General features: G+C 31.5%; 15 protein-coding genes and 1 rRNA gene. 1 reads left to right on the forward strand and 15 read right to left on the reverse strand.

All coding sequences use genetic code 11. The annotated features are described in order from the left end of the window. The first annotated feature begins 103 nt into the window (after positions 1 to 103). Positions 104 to 210, forward strand: a 5S ribosomal RNA gene (rrf, locus tag M890_RS0107395). A gap of 255 nt (positions 211 to 465) precedes the next feature. Here the strand turns inward: rrf and M890_RS0107400 are convergent. From M890_RS0107400 to M890_RS0107470, 15 genes are all read right to left on the reverse strand, one after another. Continuing rightward, positions 466 to 708, reverse strand: coding sequence for a DUF6095 family protein (locus M890_RS0107400; RefSeq protein ID WP_028282924.1), 243 nt, complete (start codon positions 706 to 708; stop codon positions 466 to 468). Next, a complete protein-coding gene (murQ, locus tag M890_RS0107405; RefSeq protein WP_028282925.1) occupies positions 698 to 1,516 on the reverse strand; it encodes an N-acetylmuramic acid 6-phosphate etherase in 819 nt (272 codons plus the stop codon). Before murQ ends, M890_RS0107400 begins: the two co-directional genes overlap by 11 nt. A 104-nt stretch (positions 1,517 to 1,620) precedes the next feature. Next, on the reverse strand, positions 1,621 to 2,433 hold the full coding sequence (locus M890_RS0107410) for a DUF4249 domain-containing protein (protein WP_028282926.1): 813 nt from the start codon (positions 2,431 to 2,433) through the stop codon (positions 1,621 to 1,623). An 11-nt stretch (positions 2,434 to 2,444) separates the two neighbouring features. After that, positions 2,445 to 4,820, reverse strand: coding sequence for a TonB-dependent receptor (locus M890_RS0107415; protein ID WP_036597304.1), 2,376 nt, complete (start codon positions 4,818 to 4,820; stop codon positions 2,445 to 2,447). A 187-nt stretch (positions 4,821 to 5,007) separates the two neighbouring features. After that, positions 5,008 to 7,233 carry an NADP-dependent isocitrate dehydrogenase gene (locus M890_RS0107420; protein WP_028282928.1) on the reverse strand — a complete coding sequence of 742 codons (2,226 nt, stop codon included), beginning with the start codon at positions 7,231 to 7,233 and terminating at the stop codon, positions 5,008 to 5,010. Between the two features lie 154 nt (positions 7,234 to 7,387). Further along, on the reverse strand, positions 7,388 to 7,960 hold the full coding sequence (locus M890_RS0107425; protein ID WP_028282929.1) for a pentapeptide repeat-containing protein: 573 nt from the start codon (positions 7,958 to 7,960) through the stop codon (positions 7,388 to 7,390). A gap of 671 nt (positions 7,961 to 8,631) precedes the next feature. Further along, positions 8,632 to 8,985, reverse strand: a complete 354-nt coding sequence (gene rplS / locus M890_RS0107430) for a 50S ribosomal protein L19 (RefSeq protein WP_028282930.1) — start codon at positions 8,983 to 8,985, stop codon at positions 8,632 to 8,634. Positions 8,986 to 9,143: 158 nt separating this feature from the next. Continuing rightward, the gene (gene trmD, locus M890_RS0107435) at positions 9,144 to 9,821 is read right to left on the reverse strand and encodes a tRNA (guanosine(37)-N1)-methyltransferase TrmD (protein ID WP_028282931.1); all 678 of its coding nucleotides are present in this window, start codon (positions 9,819 to 9,821) and stop codon (positions 9,144 to 9,146) included. Positions 9,822 to 9,964: 143 nt separating this feature from the next. Further along, entirely contained in the window at positions 9,965 to 11,668 is a 1,704-nt protein-coding gene (locus M890_RS0107440) for a sodium:solute symporter family protein (protein ID WP_028282932.1), read from the reverse strand. A gap of 111 nt (positions 11,669 to 11,779) precedes the next feature. Next, positions 11,780 to 14,308, reverse strand: a complete 2,529-nt coding sequence (locus tag M890_RS0107445; RefSeq protein ID WP_028282933.1) for a PIG-L family deacetylase — start codon at positions 14,306 to 14,308, stop codon at positions 11,780 to 11,782. A 98-nt stretch (positions 14,309 to 14,406) separates the two neighbouring features. Beyond that, a complete protein-coding gene (corA, locus tag M890_RS0107450) occupies positions 14,407 to 15,486 on the reverse strand; it encodes a magnesium/cobalt transporter CorA (protein WP_028282934.1) in 1,080 nt (359 codons plus the stop codon). 9 nt (positions 15,487 to 15,495) lie between these two features. Next, on the reverse strand, positions 15,496 to 16,026 hold the full coding sequence (locus tag M890_RS0107455) for a mechanosensitive ion channel domain-containing protein (RefSeq protein ID WP_028282935.1): 531 nt from the start codon (positions 16,024 to 16,026) through the stop codon (positions 15,496 to 15,498). A gap of 32 nt (positions 16,027 to 16,058) precedes the next feature. Next, positions 16,059 to 16,967, reverse strand: a complete 909-nt coding sequence (locus M890_RS0107460) for a hypothetical protein (RefSeq protein ID WP_028282936.1) — start codon at positions 16,965 to 16,967, stop codon at positions 16,059 to 16,061. 30 nt (positions 16,968 to 16,997) lie between these two features. Next, positions 16,998 to 17,591 carry a Maf family protein gene (locus M890_RS0107465; RefSeq protein WP_028282937.1) on the reverse strand — a complete coding sequence of 198 codons (594 nt, stop codon included), beginning with the start codon at positions 17,589 to 17,591 and terminating at the stop codon, positions 16,998 to 17,000. A gap of 3 nt (positions 17,592 to 17,594) precedes the next feature. Then, positions 17,595 to 18,506 (reverse strand): geranylgeranylglycerol-phosphate geranylgeranyltransferase, encoded by a 912-nt coding sequence (locus M890_RS0107470; protein WP_051437477.1) that lies wholly within the window; start codon positions 18,504 to 18,506, stop codon positions 17,595 to 17,597. Positions 18,507 to 18,512 lie beyond the last annotated feature (6 nt).

An 18,512-nucleotide genomic window follows, 5' to 3' on the forward strand; every position in this document is an offset into this window, starting at 1 on the left:
ACGCCTGTTTTTTATAAAGTTCAATATAAAATTTTCATGAATCATTTTTTCAATATGTTATTATATACGGTAAAGTAGTTAATACTACATACACCGAAAGATTTAAGGTGATTATAGCGATGGGGCTCACCTCTTACCATTCCGAACAGAGAAGTTAAGCCCATTTGCGCCGATGGTACTGCATTGTGGGAGAGTAGGTCGTCGCCTTTTTAGAGAACCCTTCATATTTATTTATGAAGGGTTTTTTTGTGCCTTAAAATGAAATTGATAGAAATTAGAAGGGTAGAGTCTAGAAGATAAAAAACAAAATTAATAGGCTGCCTTAACAGAAATTATAATGTAAGGTATTTGAAAGAGAAAAAGGGGAGTTATAACTATACTCAAGTAATTAAAAAGTTGTAGCTATAATGTAATTTATTATTCTGTTAGTTTAAGCTTTTGATTGTTCTGGTAGATATACTTATACTATTTAGTTTTATTGCTTTTGAAAAAACTATCTAAGATTGTATTTATACCTTTAAACGCAATAAATACTGCTAATGCACATATTAATATTGCAATTATTAATAGTGGAATGTAGAAATCTTTTTCTTTATTAGTTAATACCAGATATAGTAGTGTAGGACCAATAAACATTAGTAACATTGCTGCAGCCATTTGTTTTATTCCTTTTACAAGAACTTCTTTGTCTGTTGATTTAGTTTCCATAGTTATAATGATTTAAAGCTTTTCTAACGCCTTTATGTTTTTTTAGTAATCTTTCTGCTTCAATATAAGTAATGCTTAATTCTGACATTAACATTTTTATACCTCGATCAACTAACTTATCATTACTTAGTTGCATATCGACCATTTTGTTACCTTTTACTTTACCCAGTTTTATCATCATTGTGGTAGATATCATGTTTAAGACAAGTTTTTGCGCAGTTCCTGCTTTCATGCGTGAACTACCTGTAACAAATTCTGGCCCTACTATAACTTCTACTGGAAACTGTGCTACTTGACTTAATGGGCTATTGCTATTAGACGTAATACACCCTGTTAATATTCCTTCTGAATTACATTTTTTTAATGCTGCTATGACATATGGAGTTGTACCTGATGCAGCTATACCAATTACTACGTCTTTTTCTGTTATGTTATGTTGTGTTAAGTCAGTCCAACCTTGAGTTGTTGAATCCTCTGCAAATTCGACTGCTTCTCTAATTGCTTTATCACCTCCAGCTATGAGCCCTATTACACGGTTATATGATACACCAAAGGTTGGTGGGCACTCTGATGCATCTACAACACCTAAACGACCACTAGTACCTGCTCCCATATAAAAAAGTCTTCCACCTTGTTCCATTTTAATTACAATTTGCTGGACTAATGCTTCAATTTGAGGTATTGCTTTTTGTACCGCTTTTGGTACAGTGTTGTCTTCTATATTAATATTTTTAAGCAAGTCTGTTATTGACATTTTTTCTAAATTATTGTAATTTGAATCTTGCTCTGTTGTTTTTGTAAACTCCATAGTTTATAACTAGTACTGTTTTGCGTTAGTGATTGAGGCATTTGTTGAAGCTCCTCGGAGAGAGCGACTGCCGAAAGCGCGACCCTTGTGGTAACGCCTAATAATTATTCTACAATATAAGTAAATTGATAGGCTTGTGAAACTCTGAAATAACCTAAAGGGAAATTCTCTGGATTGGTTATATTAATACAGTTACCTCTAACGGTTGCTGGTTGTGTTTGAAATGGTCCACCTCCACCATCTGACGTTTGTTGTAGTAATAAATCCATAAATTGATAAAATTGTTGCGAAATTCCATAATTATTTATGGTAACTAAATTTCCTGCTTCTAAATCTTCTTCCGAGTAAAATGCGAAGATTTGATTGCCATCAGTAAATTCGTCATCATAAACTTCTAGTACTGGTATTTGAGGAATGTCCGAAATAAACTCGAAAAAATAGTAATTGTCTATGTTTGCAGGATCTGTGTAAAAGGCTTTTAGTTCTATATCTTCACCAGAAAAACCACCTTCGTTATTTTGCTCGATGTAATCAATTGGTGTTACCGTAGTTAGTACTTCAGTCCCGATATATGTTTGTTCTTGATAAATTATTGTTAGCGTATACTTTTGGTTTATTTGTGGTATAAAGGTGTTTGTTTTATATATCCCTGTGTTTTCTTCTTCTACAAATTCGAAAATATTATTGTTTGTATCTTCTACTAGGACTGTCGCATTGTTTGCAGGAGGAACTTCTTGGTCAAAGAAAGGAGCTGATAAAGTTAATTTTATTTGTTGCTCTGACCCATCTGTTCCTTCAAACCAATTTAAAGATGCTTCGATTACTAATTTTGGGTTTGATGTTGGTACTTTTAAATCTATAACATCTTCACAATTAAAAAGTATAAATGCAATTACTATATATAGTGCTTTTTTCATTTTATTAAAATTTAAAATTTAAAATTATAAGAAATAGAAGGAATAATTCCAAAAATAGACAGTCTTGTTGCTTCATTAGTTCCTGTCATTCTGTTTTCTCCAAAAGTAATTGATGCAGCGTTACGACGATTATAAACATTGTAAAGTCCAAATACCCAATAGCTTTGCCATTTTGATGTTTTATCTGCTTTTGGTGTGTAATTAGCTGATAAATCTAAACGATGGTAGGCAGGTAATCTGTCTTCATTTCTGTTACTATAACTAGGTATGTTTATTCCATTGTAGGTATATTGTCCGTTAGGATATGTAGTTGGTTGTCCTGTTTGAAATAGAAAATTTGCATTAAATTTCCATTTTTTATTCCAGTCATAGCTGGTAGTTAGGGATATATCATGTGTTTTATCATAAGCGGTATTATACCAATTACCATTGTTTATACCTGTTTCATTAGCTGTACGACCAGGTGTTTTTTGCTCCGACTTAGATAGTGTATAAGCTAACCAACCTTTAAAACGTCCTTCATTTTTTCTTAAAAGAATTTCTAGTCCATATGCTCTGGCTTCTCCATTTAAAATAACTTGTTCTATTGCATCATTTGCGATTAGGTCTGCACCATCTATATAATCTATTCTGTTTTGAATTTTTTTATAATATGTTTCGACCTCTAAACTATAATTATCGTCATTAAAACTTCTAAAGTATCCTAAAGCAACTTGATCTAATAGTTGTGGTTTTACATATTTACCACTTGGTGTCCATATATCTAAAGGTGTTGGTGATGATGTATTAGATAATAAATGTAAGTATTGAGTCATACGATTATAACTTGCTTTCACAGAAGAATTATCGTTTAGTTGGTAAGCCAAGGATGCTCTAGGCTCTAGGTTAGCAAAACTTTTAATTACATCTCTTTTGTTAAATGATTCTGAGCCTGTAGGATTTGCTTTTTGATAAATTTGAAAATCATTATTAAATACAACTGCTTGATCATCTTGGTAAGTATTTAATTGATTTTGTCCTAATCTTAAAAAAGAACTAATGCGTAGTCCATAACTTAAATTTAGTTTATCTGATAGTTTATGTTCGGCGTCAATATAAACTGCATTTTCAAAAGCGTATTTATCTGTTAATTTAAATGGGTTTATTCCAGAAGTTGGTGTGGATGGTTTTATATCTCCTGGATTAAATTTGTAGTAAATACTATTTAAACCATATTGAAGTTTGAAGCCATCTGTAACGTAATGTTTAAAATCGTATTTAAAATTAAAGTTTTGAATTCCTGAATTCCAATCAAATTCTACAAAATTAAGTTTTAAACCATAGTAATAATCTGAATAGATGACAGACATGTTAGAAAATAATTTGTCAGAGAATAAATGATTCCATCTAAAATTAACCACTGTATTACCATAAGTATTTTCAAAACTATCCGTAATACTAAAAACATCACGACCAAAATATCCAGAAAGATAAATACTATTATTATCGTTTATATCATAACTTAATTTTGTGTTTAAATCATAGAAATAAGCTTTATTATCTATATCAAAAAGCGGTAAAAATAAATGCGCATAACTACTACGACCTCCAAATAGAAAAGACCCTTTGTCTTTTTTTATTGGTCCCTCTGCAAGAATTCTGCTAGACACAATACCAATTCCACCATTCATATGAAACTCTTTACTGTTTCCTTCTTTTTGATAAATATCTAAAACCGAAGAGACACGTCCACCATAACGTGCAGGAATACCACCTTTATATAATTTAATATCTTTAATAGCATCTGGATTAAATACTGAAAAGAAACCAAATAAGTGCGATGAATTAAATACTGTAGCTTCGTCTAACAAAATAAGATTTTGATCCGCTGCTCCACCACGTACATTAAAACCAGAAGAACCTTCTCCTGCATTAGTAACACCTGGTAAAAGTGTTATTGCTTTTATGACATCTGCTTCGCCAAAAACAACTGGTATGTCTTTTATCGTTGCAGAACTTAGCGCATTAACACTCATTTGAGGTTTTTTAATGTTTAGCTTCTCTACATTTTCAGTAATAATAACTTCGTCTAAATTTTCAAAAGATTCTTCTAAGCTAAAATTTTTGGTAATATTACTGTCTAAAGTTATAGTTTCTGTAATGTCAGAAAATCCTAAATAGGAAACTACAATTTTATAAGTTCCTTTTGGAAGAGTGATAGAGTAGAAGCCATACTCATTAGTGACTGCTCCAGTATTTAATTCTGGAACAATTACATTTACACTTATTAAAGTTTCGTTACTAGCACTTTCAACTATTTTACCACTTAAAGTAAATTTATCTTGTGCAAAAATTAGTGTAGTACTAATTAAAAACAAGATTAAAAAACTGTTTTTTATATTATTCATTGGTTGATTTTGATTAGTAAAAATAACGAAAAGCAACTTTAGATATTCTGTTACATTGTGTTAAACTTTAACTAAATATGGTATTTACTTTTTTAGTACATGTTATACTGTATAAAAATTTAATGTTAATTCTCTAAAACTAAAAAAGCTCCCAAAAGGGAGCTTTTTATATAATTTAAATAATTATTTAGATACTTTTTAATAAGTCATTAAATAATTGAATTGGTCGCATAGCTTTAGCAGTTAACTCTTCATTTGGAGCGTAATAACCTTCAATATCTACAGCAACACCTTGTATATCACTTAATGCAGATACAATCACTTTTTCTTCGGCTTTAAAAGCTAAAGCAACTGGAGCAAATTGTGCTTTTAAAGCAGCATCTTTATCTTGGTTTGCTAATGCTTCTGCCCAATACATTGCTAAGTAAAAGTGGCTTCCTCTGTTATCAATCTCACCAGATTTTCTAGAAGGTCCTTTTTTATTTTCTAATAATTTTTCTGTAGCATCATCCAACGTATCACCTAAAACTTTAGCTTTAGGATTATTATTTACTTGGCTAAAATGCTCTAAAGATACTGCAAGAGCTAAAAATTCTCCTAAACTATCCCAACGTAAATGATTTTCTTCAACAAATTGTTGTACGTGTTTTGGAGCAGATCCACCTGCACCAGTTTCAAATAAACCTCCACCATTCATTAATGGTACAATAGATAACATTTTTGCAGATGTACCTAATTCTAAAATTGGGAATAAATCTGTTAAGTAATCACGTAAAACGTTTCCAGAAACAGAGATTGTATCTTCTCCAGCTTTTACGCGTTTTAAAGTAAACTGTGTTGCTTTAATTGGAGATAAGATATGAAGTTCTAAACCTTCAGTATCATGATCTTTTAAGTATGTATTTACTTTTTTGATTAATTCTGCATCATGCGCTCTGTTTTCGTCTAACCAGAAAACAGCAGGAGTTTGAGAGGCTCTAGCACGAGTAACTGCTAATTTAACCCAGTCTTGGATTGGTGCATCTTTAACTTGACACATTCTCCAGATATCTCCAGCTTCAACATTGTGAGATATTAATACATTTCCATCAGCATCAATAACGTCTACTTTACCGTCCGCATCAATTTCAAACGTTTTGTCATGAGATCCGTATTCTTCAGCTTTTTGAGCCATTAACCCTACGTTAGGAACTGTTCCCATTGTTGTTGGGTCAAACGCTCCGTGTTCTTTACAAAAATCTATAGTTGCGGTATATATTCCTGCATAACTACTATCAGGAATTACGGCTTTAGTATCTTGAGATTTACCATCTGCATTCCACATTTGACCAGAATTTCTGATCATTGCTGGCATTGAGGCATCAATAATTACATCACTTGGTACGTGTAAGTTTGTAATACCTTTATCACTATCCACCATTGCTAAAGCTGGATTAGCTTTGTAAGCAGCATCAATATCTGCAAGAATAGTATTACGTTCAGTTTCTGATAATTCGTTTAGATTGCTTAATAAGTTTCCAAAGCCATTATTAACATCAACACCAATTTTTTCAAAAGTAGCACTGTGTTTAGCAAATACGTCTTTAAAAAATACACGAACAGCGTGACCAAAAATAATAGGGTCAGAGACCTTCATCATGGTAGCTTTCATGTGTAAAGAGAACAGTACACCTTGGTCCTTAGCATCTTTAATTTGAGCTTCTAAAAATTTAAGTAAAGCTTTTTTACTTAATACTGTTCCATCAATAATTTCACCTTTTAATAACCCTAAGTTATCTTTTAAAATGGTTTCATTACCAGACTTATCTGTGTGTACTATTTTTACAGTTGTAGCATCATTTAATGTTACAGATTTCTCGTTATGTGCAAAATCACCTTCAGTCATAGTTGCGACATGTGATTTTGAATCTTTTGACCAAGCTCCCATTGAGTGTGGGTTTTTCTTAGCATAATTTTTTACAGCTTTTGGCGCACGTCTGTCAGAGTTACCTTCACGCAATACTGGATTTACTGCACTACCTTTAATTTTGTCGTAACGTTGTTTGGCATCTTTTTCTTTATCATTTGTTACTTCTTCTGGATAATCAGGTATAGCGTAACCTTTTGCTTGTAACTCTTTAATGGCTGCCTTAAGTTGTGGTACAGAAGCACTAATGTTTGGTAATTTAATAATATTTGCTTCTGGAGTTTTAGCTAACTCTCCTAAGTAAGCTAAATCATCAGATACACGTTGATCTTCTGTTAAAAAATCAGGAAATACTGCTAAAATACGTGCTGCTAATGATATGTCTTTAGTTTCTAATCCTATTCCAGAAGAAGCAGTAAATGCTTTAACGATTGGTAAAAATGAACGCGTTGCTAAAGCTGGAGCTTCATCTGTAATGGTATATATAATTTTTGGTGAATTTGACATAAATGTAAATGTGTATTAGTTTAATTTTAAGCGTCACGAAGATACAAAAAATAGGAGGTTTTTTAAAGCGAAAACGTTTACTTAACAACCCATTTAGTTGTAAAGTAAATTGAAGGTGAGTTTATTGCGGATTTAATAATATATGGATAAAATTTTAAGAAATATGAATTTTATAAGCATCTAATAACCCATGAATTTGGTCTTTTGAAAATTTTGCTCCTTTTATTTTGTTATTTCCAGGGTGAATCGTGTAGTTATAAGAGGTTAAAAAGTTTGCTTGCTCTAGGTTAGTATTAAAAAATACAGCATGACTAAAGTCACAATTGTCAAAAATGCATTTTGTTAAATTCGCTTCTGTAAATTCTGTTTTATCAAACTGGCAATTTGTAAATGTGGTACTAATTAATTTAACTTGATAAAAAGAAGCAAAATTAAGTTGACATTTATCAAAGGTTATTGACATTAATAATTGGTTACAATCATTAAATAAAACCCCTAATAGTTTACAGTTTTTAAAGATTACATCTTTATAAGTGGTGTCTGATGTTTTACTGTTACTTAGGTCACAATCTATAAATTGACAATCTAAAAAGGTTATACTGGATAAATAACAGGCATTAAAATTACAATTTATAAACGTGCAATTGTCGTATTCTGCTTTTTGCAAGTCAGTGACTGTATAATCTTGATTTTTGTATGTTTTATCTGCGATGTATGATGGGTTCATTTTTACTATTTGTAGTAAATATACTTTAAATGACAGTAAAACAAAAGCCATAACATAATAGACTTAACTATTGTTGCTATGGCTTTTTTGAGATAATATTTTGCCGACTTATCTAACTTTCACTAGATCAATCCAAAACTTTCGTTTTACATTTTTTCAGTTCAAGCTAATATTAAATCAATAGTACATTATAAGAGTAACTTTCAAAATGTATTGACCTGTTACTAAATGTACTTAGTAATTGTTTTTCTTGATGTTTACCTTTTAATTAGTTATTTAAAAACTAACTATGATTAATAAACATTGTTTTGTTCAAGTAGTTTTACTTTCGCTGTATTACTTTACTTAAAACTTTCAACTTTACTTTTTAAATCCTGTCAAACAAAACTTATAGGCTAAAGTATCATGATTTTTTAGTTGCACGACTACACCTGCAATTTTCAAAACCTCAAAAAACAAATAAAACTAAATCAAATTCAACATTTAATTGAAACCAATATTACTATTGTTATTAATTGTTTTACTAAATTAAATAATATCTATGGTTATAACAAGTAAATAAGGTATTAGATATCAACTAGTTATGAACCGTAGTTATTAACAAAAGTTAATAACAACAAAAGCCTAACTTAAATAAGTTAGGCTTTTTAATATAACTAAGGTTGAAGAAATTATTTTCTTCTTGCTTCTTTAATTCTAGCTTTCTTACCAGTAAGACCTCTAAAGTAAAAGATTCTAGCACGACGTACTTTACCTTTTTTATTGATTTCAATTTTTTGTAATGCAGGTAAGTTGATTGGGAAGATACGCTCTACACCAATAGTTCCTGACATTTTTCTAATTGTAAACGTCTCAGAAGATCCGCTACCTCTTTTTTGAATTACTACTCCTCTAAAAAACTGAGTACGTACTTTTTCTCCTTCTCTAATTTCATAGTACACAGTAATTGTGTCTCCAGCTGAAAATTCAGGAAAGTCCTTTGTTGTTACAAACTCGTCTTGAACAAATTTTATTAAAGATTCCATCTTTATTTAATTTTAAAATGATTGATTCAGAGCAACATTCACGTTTCTCGCCAGAGGTTAATCCGAAATTGGGTGCAAATATAGTTAAAAAGTAAAAAACAGAAAGTAAAAATGTAAAAAGTTTGTCTATTTTTTTGGATACTTAAAAAACACGTCGTCTATTTATCTAATAAATCTGGTCGTCTGTCTTTAGTACGTTGGTAGGCTTGGTCTTCTCTCCATCTTTCAATATTAGCAGCATGACCACTTAATAAAACTTCGGGTACTTCTAAACCTTTATAAATTCTTGGTTTAGTATAAATTGGTGGCGCTAATAAATTATCCTGAAAACTGTCTGTCAATGCCGAGGTTTCATTACCTAAAACACCAGGAATTAATCTTATTACTGCATCACATAAAACTGCTGCACCTAATTCTCCTCCAGATAGTACATAATCTCCTATAGATATTTCTTTAGTGATAAATAAATCTCTTACACGTTGGTCAACACCTTTATAATGTCCGCAAAGTATAATTATGTTTTCTTTTAAAGAAACTTGGTTAGCTATGCTTTGGTTTAAGGTTTCGCCATCAGGCGTCATATATATAACCTCGTCATAATTACGCGTTTCTTTTAATTTAGAAATGCATTTGTCTATAGGTTCAACCATCATGACCATACCAGCTCCACCACCAAATTGGGTGTCATCAATGGACTTGTAATTATCTGTGGTGTAGTCTCTTAAATTATGAAAATGTACTTCAACCAAATTAGCCTCAATCGCACGCTTTAAAATAGAAGCTTCAAATGGACTTTTAAGTAATTCTGGTAAGACAGTTATAATATCAATTCTCATGGTTTTGCTTTATTGAATGCAAAGATAGATGAAATTCTTTAACTTAAATCTTACTTGATTAACATGAATAAGGTGTTTTGTTATGGTTGTAGTTTTAGTAATTAAGCAATTCCTAACAAAAAACTATGATTATTAATTACAGACTAAGCCCTTTTTATATCAGGTGTTTTAAATAAAGATTGAATAATAAAGGCAATGACCATAACTATAGCACAACCAACAAAGTTTAACCATAAAAAAGGTAGATTAATTATTTCATATTCATTTAAAAAGAATAAACCAATCACTAAAACTTGTGTAATTAAAGCAGCTACAAAAACAGCATTAGCTTTAATTTGCTTAAAGAAAAACGCTAATAAAAATATACCAAGGACATTACCATAAAATATGGAGCCAATAATATTAACTAATTGTATTAGGTTTTCTGCTAGATTGGCGACGCAAGCGACACCAATTGCCATGATTCCCCAAAGTAGTGTAAAACCTCTTGAGGCCTTAACCATTTCTTGGTCAGTCTTAGGTCCAACTCTGTGTTTATATAAATCAATAGTTGTTGTGCTAGCTAGCGCATTAAGCTCTGATGCTGTACTAGACATGGCTGCACTTAAAATAACAGCTAACAATAATCCAATTAAGCCTTTTGGTAAATTATTAAGTATAAAATGTATAAAAACATAATCCTTGTCATTACTTTCAACTTTTAAACCTTCGGCTTCTCCAGCTTTTTTAATTAAATCTCTAGCATGCGCTCTTATGGTATCACTTTTAGCGTTATAACTTGCGATAAGGTCCTGATTAACTTTTCCATCGGTATTTGCTAACTCAGTAATTGTTGCTTTTTTTAGATCAAAAATTTCTTTCTGCTCTAATTGCAACTCAGCATATTGATCTGCAAATTTTGAATTTAATACAACTTCTGTTGCAGTAGGATTAAAATTTATAGGAGCGTCGTTAAATTGGTAAAACACAAATACCATTACACCTACCAACAATATAAAAAATTGCATTGGTACCTTTAGTAATCCGTTAAATATTAATCCTAAACGCATTTCTTTTACAGATTTACCAGACAAATAACGCTGCACTTGACTTTGGTCTGTACCAAAATACGATAGCATTAAAAACGTACCACCAATTAATCCACTCCAGACCGTATATCTATTATTTAAATCGAAAGAAAAATCTAACACCTCCATTTTACCGCTTGCTCCAGCAATATCTAGAGCTTTTTTAAAAGTGATATCATCAGGTAATTGGTTTAATATTAAAATGAAAGCAATAACCATTCCTGTAAAAATCACCACCATTTGGTGTTTTTGAGTCACATTAACTGCTTTTGTACCTCCAGAAACCGTGTAGATTATAACTAATACTCCTATAATAATATTTAGTAAAAGTAGATTCCATCCTAACACTGCAGATAAGATAATAGCAGGAGCAAAAATGGTTATTCCTGCTGCTAGACCACGTTGTATTAAAAATAATACAGCTGTAAGCGTACGTGTTTTACGGTCAAAACGGTTTTCTAAAAACTCGTAAGCAGTGTACACTTTTAGTCTGTGATATAAAGGTATAAAGACCATGCAGATTACAATCATGGCTATTGGTAATCCAAAATAAAACTGCACAAATCCCATTCCAGAGTGAAATGCTTGTCCAGGCGTACTTAAAAAGGTTATAGCACTAGCCTGTGTAGCCATAACAGATAATCCTATGGTCCACCATTTACTGGTACTACCACCTTTTAAATAATCCTGTACGTTTTTACTACCTCTGGTTTGATACGTTCCGTAAATAACAATGGTTAACAGTGTCCCAATTAAGACAATCCAATCTAAAGTTTGCATAATTTAAAACAGTTTAGTTATTAAGTAAAATGCAATAATGTATAGCGCATTTGCAACTAAAAGAATTGTATATAACGGTTTCCATTGGTATTTAGGTTGGTCTTGCATGATTTAGTTTTTTATTCCATTATCATTAGTAATATCTTGTTTACCTATACTTAGCATGTTTGCAAATAATCTGTAAGCACCAGAAACACCAACAGGAAATTCTCTAAAAAAGCTTAATCCAGTATAGATATAGTATCCTTTTCCATGTTTTGCGACTAAAAGACTTCCTGTTTTAGCAGTTTCGTCTTTATCATGCATGGATAGGATAGGAGTGAAGTCTGATGACCATTGGTCAGGAAAATACAATCCACGTTCTTGCGTCCAACCTTCAAAATCTTTAGTAGTTATTTTGTTAGGAAAATTAAGCACCTCGTGATTTGGAGCTAATAAGGTTACTTCTGCATTTTCATCTGTAACTCTATCTCGTGATAATTGTAAATCAAAAGGCGCAATATTATCTACTTTAATACCACGATTGGTATTGTATTGCACAACCATGTTTCCTCCTTTGTCTACAAAATCAAATAAGATCTCTTGTTTAAATTTAAGTGCTTCAACAATATTATAAGCTCTAATACCAACCACTACTGCATCAAAAGCACTTAGAAGTTCTGGTGTGATGTCTTCAGGTTTTAAAATCATAACGTTGTAGCCAATTTGTTGTAAGCTTTCTGGTACTACGTCTCCAGCTCCTTCAATATATGCTATATTTTCGCCACGTTTTTTAATATCTAATCGTACTATTTTACTTTCACTAGGAAGTAATACCGTTTGAAACGGAATATGCTCGTAGTTTATTTCAATTAATTCTTTGGTGTAAGTCTTGTCGCCAATGGTAACTATTGGACTAATTAAACCTTCGCTTTGGTTTTTAGGCGGAATGATTGTAAAAATAAAAGTTTGTTCTTGTCCTTTATTAGCTATAGTTATTTTTTGCTTTTCAGGAAAAACAGACCAACCATTAGGATGCGCAATGGTAATATAACCTTCTAAATTATCTTTTCCAGCTTGAACTGTTACGGGAATTTCTTTTTGTTGGTCATTTTCAAAAATGATAACCTTTTGATTGATTTTTGCCGAAGCTTCTGGAATAATTTCAAATGGTCTATACAATTCACCTTTATCAGGTTTTGAGTAACGATATACTAAATCTTTAGTGACCGTAAACGGAAATCCATTGATATTAAGATGAAAATCTATAGTAATAGCGCGTGGTGTTTCCGGTTTACCAATTAGATTTTTGTCTTCAACTTTATACATGCCTAAGCTACCTTTTTGGTTTAACCAATAAGGCGCAGTTGGTTGTAATGAGTTAGCAATTGTAATTTTTTCTTTTAGTACTTGTTTATCGTTTGCTTTTAATAATTTACCATAATTACTATTAATAGAATTGTTTGATATGGTGTAACTATCTAATTTAATAGTGGCATTGCTTCGGTTTAAGGCTTCAATATCTATATCAATAATTTGACCTGTTGATGCAGTTGGTGTGTTGGCTGAAGCTTCTAAATATAAACCAGCACAAGCTTCTATAATTTTATTAATTTCTTTAATTTTTTGATCTTTCCATTGTGGACTATCAATCGCTAAAATTAATTGTCTAGCTTGTAATAATTGATCTAAATGGGCTGCAGGATTTTCAAAATTAAAATTAGTTTCTACATTTTTTAGAATAGTTTCAATCTGTTCTCCACCTTTTACTCTTGTCCAAGTCGTATTGATACCATCAAAAATATTGGATTTGTCTTTAGGTAAATCGCCTTTTATTAATTCTATATATTCCGTTTGACTTCCTCTTTGGGATAAACGACCAAAACCTTGACATAAATGTTGGCTACTAGCAAGTGCAGCAATTTCGTTGTTAGATACACCTAAAGCAGGATAATAAACACCAATATCAAAGTTTAATAGATTGGTTTTGTCGGCTTCTTCAAATTTTTCTTCGCTACCATAAAACCACCAAGAGGTATTAAAAAACTCGCGTTTTGGTTGCCATGTTCCGTATTGTTTAACTTGTTCAGGATATGCATTTTTATCGTTAGCCAGATCAAAAGCTTCAACACTTAACATCGCAGAACTTGTGTGATGACCATGAGTTGTACCTGGACTTCTGTGGTCAAAACGGTTTATTATAATATCTGGTTTAAATTGTCTGATAGCTAAAACTACATCACTAAGGACTTCGTTTTTATTCCAAATCGCTAATGTTTCGTCTGGATGTTTAGAGTATCCAAAGTCATTAGCTCTTGTAAAACGTTGCTCGCCACCATCTGTACGTCTTGCAGCAAGTAACTCTTGCGTACGGATGACACCTAAAAGTTCTCTTAGCTCTGGACCAATTAAATTTTGTCCACCATCACCTCTAGTTAAAGATAGGTAGGCTGTACGTGCTTTTACATGGTTAGACATGTAAGAGATTAATCGTGTATTTTCATCATCTGGATGTGCAGCTAGATATAAAACTGACCCTAAAAAATTTAGTTTTTTTACTGCTTGATGAATTTCTGAAGCGTTTAATTTTTCTGGTTGTTGTGCTTGTGTAGAAAATGAAAAGCACAGTAAAAATAGGACCGAAGCCAATAATTTTTGCATGATTGTTTTGTCAAATTTGAAACTGTTTCAAATATAAACAAGTCATTAAGGGAATGCAGTATTTTTAGATTTCTTTAACTTTAATTAACAGTTACCACTTAAAGCCATTTTTTACGTTTAAAATAAATGAGCATTCCTATTAAAACAACTAGCATGACAATCCAAACCACATAATAACCATACTTGTATTGTAGTTCTGGCATGTTGGTAAAATTCATCCCGTAAATACCAGCTATAAAAGTTAATGGAATAAATATGGTCGCAATAATAGTTAGTACCTTCATGACTTCGTTCATTTTATTACTAATGGTAGTCATATACATGTCCATTAAACTCCAAATCATTTCGCGGTAAATGTCTATATTTTCTGTCACCTGAATAATATGGTCGTAAACATCCCTAAAGTAATGGGTAGTTTTTTCTTCAATTAAAGGATTGTCACTTTTTTCTACACGATTTATTATTTCGCGTAGCGGAAAAATAGCACGACGTAACTTTAATATTTCGCGTTTTAGATTTTGTATTTGTTGAGAAATTTGCTCTTGCGTCATACCAGTAAAAAGGTCGTCCTCCAAATCTTCTATCTTGTTACCCATTGTCTCTATAATAGCATAATAATGGTCAACAATTGCATCGATTAAAGCGTACATTAAATAGTCTGATCCTTCCTCGCGTACACGTCCTTTTTTTTGTCTTATACGATCCCTAAGACTATCAAAAACATCACCTTCTGCTTCCTGAAAGGTCAATACGTAGTTTTTTCCCATAACAATGCTGACTTGCTCTGAAACAAGTTTTTCGTCTGCATCGTAATACATCATTTTTAAGACTATAAAAAAGTAATCTTTGTACTCGTCAATTTTAGGACGTTGAGAGGTGTTAACTATATCTTCTAAAATTAAAGGATGTAACTTATAATGTTGACCAATTTTTTCAATTTGGTCAATAAAATTAAGTCCGTTAAGATTAAACCACGTTACGGTTTCAGAGTCTTTAAAATTAAAGGCTTCTTCGACTGTATTTAAGTCTGCTTCTTTAAAACTGTCTTCGCTATAATCAAAAGCGTATAAGTGGAGTATTTTATCTTCTTTAGAGCCTGTATAGACTAGTGCTCCAGGAATTTGACCTAAATGTTTTTTGTAATTTTGAGTACGTTTTTTTTGTCTTTTTTTAGCCATAGGTAACGATTAATGCATATCTCCAAAATCCTCGATTGCATCCTTTTGTACTAAAGTTACTGCTTTTTGTAGAATTAAGTTGTTTGGATAGGTAACTAAATCTCCATTATCTTGTCTTAAATGTAACTGAAAGGCTCTAATATCTTCTATTATAGCTTCAATTGGAGCGTCTTTATCATGAATCTTAATTTTGTCTCCAACTTTATATGGAAACGAAAAAAACATGATTATTCCAGAGGTAATATTACTTAGAATGGACCAAATGGCAAATAGCGCAATACCAATAACAGCAAATACAGATGAAAAAATGACTGCAAGATCTTTAAATTCTGCTCCAAAAATATAGGCAATAAATAGGATGAAAATTAAGAAAAGTGTTACTGTTGTATATCGAGAAATTAGTCCAATTCTAGCATCATTAATACCACTTTGTTGTCCTATTTTTTTTATAAAAATTTTAAGGACATATCTAATGATTAGAAATATGACTAATACTATAGATGAAGTGATTAACTCGGATTGTATATTGTCTAAAAACATAGGTGTGTTTAATTAATTGGTAAAGATAGTTTTTATTCTAACCCTAGTGTTTGTCTTAACTCTAAATCCGAGTTACTTTTTTTATTCCAATAGTCTGATTGTAGTGTTTTAATTTTTGTAGCTTTTGTAGTGTTTCCGTTTTGTGTTTCTTCCCAACTTTGAATGGTGTATGGAAAAGAAGGATTGTATTTTATAGTTAACTGACGGTCTAAGTCTTTAATTTTAAGCGTGTATTGTCCTGGCTTGTTTTCCGCGAAAGCGTTATAGGCTTTTAAAGGTTTGTGATTAAGTCTGGTATATTCTAAACTTGGTATAATTTTTATGTTTCCAACAGGTAGACTATTTGGGTCAATGCGCAATTGTGTCCAAATTTGATTTTCTAAAATGTTTTTTTCTAAATTGAAGTTTTGATCTGCTTCTCCCTGAAAATAGGAGTGAGAGGTTACTTGAAATTGCTCGCGATTATTAAGTTGAGTGTAGACATGACCACACCATTCTTGCACAGAAGCACTAACTTTTAAGGCGTGTTGATTATTTGCAACAGGATAAAATGTACTTTGCATAATGCTATAAGGATAAATACCTGTGTTAAATTTTTTGGTAGCATTTAGCTTTAAAACATTAATATTTGATGGGTTATTTTGGTCTGCTTTTACTTGATCGTTTTTTAAAAAAGGTTCGGTTACAAAAACAAGTACTGCTGTCCCTGTTCTGATTTCGCCATATCTAGATTGTTCTAATTGGTAAGATGTAATTTCGGCTTGTCCAGAGTACCAATAGTCATTAAACTGTTTGTTAGTTTTAAAGGCTGGTAATTTTGTTTTTTCTGTAACGGATTCAACTTGATTATAAGTTGTTTTTGTATCTGTTTTAAGTTGCTCTTTACAACTTAAAATTAATAAAGCACTAAATATAAATAAGGACGATTTTAAAAATTGCATAGCTAATTATTTAACTATAAAAATACGACTCTAAAATTCCTCTGCAATAATATTTAACGTTTCGTAAACAAGATGCGTTGGCATACCAACGACATTAAAAAATGAGCCTTCTATGCTTGTTACACCAATTTGACCAATCCATTCTTGGATACCATAGGCTCCAGCTTTGTCTAAGGGAGAATAGGTTTTAATGTAGTGCCAAAGCTCTTCATCTGTAAAGGCTTTAAAGGTTACTTTGGTTACAGCATTAACTGTTTTTTGGAATTTTTTTGTACGTATGCAAACTGAAGTAATAACCTCATGCGTCTCGTTACTTAATGAGCTAAGCATTTCAAATGCTTCGTCGCTAGATTTTGGTTTGCCTAACGCTTTGCTTTTGTGCCAAACAATGGTGTCACTGGTTACTAAAATCTCATGCGCTTTAAGTTCTTCCATAAAAGGAAGCGATTTTAGTTCGGCTAGATAATCGCTTATTTGATAATGCAATAAATGATGAGGATAGACTTCTTTGGTTTTTTTTAGACGTACTTCAAAGTCTAATCCCAAATCTCTGAAAAACTGTTGTCTTCTAGGAGAGCCTGAGGCTAGGATGATGTGTCTGTCTTTAAGTTTTTCCTTTAGCATAATTTATTTTAATATAAATAAGTAAACAATCATGGATAGCATTCCGCTAAGCATAACTAATTTAAGTAGGTTGCTTATTGATTTATATTGTGCTTTAGTTTCGGCAGAAAATAACTTAATGCTTATATAAACCAAAGGACCAATAACAGCGATAATAAAATAGGCAACAGCAACTTGCCTCATGTATAGATAATTAGCTAAATAGTAAATAAGTAATAGTATTAAAAATACAGTTAATCCAAATGCTATGTAACGTGCACGATTTTTACCTAAAACAATAGGTAAGGTTTTAAATTGCATTTTATAATCACCATCTACATCTTGGATATCTTTTACTATTTCTCTTGCTAACGATATTATAAATGCAAAAACAGCATAATCAAATACAACCTCAAACATAGAGGATTGTATAAATTGATTTTGTGTGTTTATGGCAGGAAGAAGCTCAAATATACCAACAATTACAAGGCTTAATCCAACTAACACACTAATTATAATGTTACCAACTAGAACTATTTGTTGTAAGAAGGTAGCATATATATATAGTAGTGCTGCAATAATTACAAAGATTGCAAAAAAGGTGTTTCGGTTAATGAGATTAGATAGGTAAAAGCCTAAAATAACACCAATAACTGTAAATACCATATAATATGTGTAAGCTTTATCTTCTGGTATGTGCTTGCCTATAATTAATTTGTTTGGTTTATTAATACGGTCTGCTTCGACATCATAAATATCATTTATAATGTAGCCACCAGCAGCTATAGTAAGCGTAGATATTACTAACAACGCAAACTGAAAAGCAGTTAAAGTGGTGTTAACGCCAAAAGCCGGAAACATAGCGTATTTAATTAATACTTGTACTAAAGCAATTAGTAGTAAATTTTTAAATCGAATAAGTTGAAGTAGTTTCAATGTGAT

The organism is Olleya marilimosa CAM030 (assembly GCF_000518485.1).
Lineage (GTDB): Bacteria > Bacteroidota > Bacteroidia > Flavobacteriales > Flavobacteriaceae > Olleya > Olleya marilimosa.

What these genes read in the sequence shown, in the direction of transcription:
- M890_RS0107400 (WP_028282924.1), bottom strand. Translation starts at nt 708, where the DNA reads ATGGAAACTAAATCAACAGACAAAGAAGTTCTTGTAAAAGGAATAAAA.
- murQ (WP_028282925.1), bottom strand. Translation starts at nt 1,516, where the DNA reads ATGGAGTTTACAAAAACAACAGAGCAAGATTCAAATTACAATAATTTA.
- M890_RS0107410 (WP_028282926.1), bottom strand. Translation starts at nt 2,433, where the DNA reads ATGAAAAAAGCACTATATATAGTAATTGCATTTATACTTTTTAATTGT.
- M890_RS0107415 (WP_036597304.1), bottom strand. Translation starts at nt 4,820, where the DNA reads ATGAATAATATAAAAAACAGTTTTTTAATCTTGTTTTTAATTAGTACT.
- M890_RS0107420 (WP_028282928.1), bottom strand. Translation starts at nt 7,233, where the DNA reads ATGTCAAATTCACCAAAAATTATATATACCATTACAGATGAAGCTCCA.
- M890_RS0107425 (WP_028282929.1), bottom strand. Translation starts at nt 7,960, where the DNA reads ATGAACCCATCATACATCGCAGATAAAACATACAAAAATCAAGATTAT.
- rplS (WP_028282930.1), bottom strand. Translation starts at nt 8,985, where the DNA reads ATGGAATCTTTAATAAAATTTGTTCAAGACGAGTTTGTAACAACAAAG.
- trmD (WP_028282931.1), bottom strand. Translation starts at nt 9,821, where the DNA reads ATGAGAATTGATATTATAACTGTCTTACCAGAATTACTTAAAAGTCCA.
- M890_RS0107440 (WP_028282932.1), bottom strand. Translation starts at nt 11,668, where the DNA reads ATGCAAACTTTAGATTGGATTGTCTTAATTGGGACACTGTTAACCATT.
- M890_RS0107445 (WP_028282933.1), bottom strand. Translation starts at nt 14,308, where the DNA reads ATGCAAAAATTATTGGCTTCGGTCCTATTTTTACTGTGCTTTTCATTT.
- corA (WP_028282934.1), bottom strand. Translation starts at nt 15,486, where the DNA reads ATGGCTAAAAAAAGACAAAAAAAACGTACTCAAAATTACAAAAAACAT.
- M890_RS0107455 (WP_028282935.1), bottom strand. Translation starts at nt 16,026, where the DNA reads ATGTTTTTAGACAATATACAATCCGAGTTAATCACTTCATCTATAGTA.
- M890_RS0107460 (WP_028282936.1), bottom strand. Translation starts at nt 16,967, where the DNA reads ATGCAATTTTTAAAATCGTCCTTATTTATATTTAGTGCTTTATTAATT.
- M890_RS0107465 (WP_028282937.1), bottom strand. Translation starts at nt 17,591, where the DNA reads ATGCTAAAGGAAAAACTTAAAGACAGACACATCATCCTAGCCTCAGGC.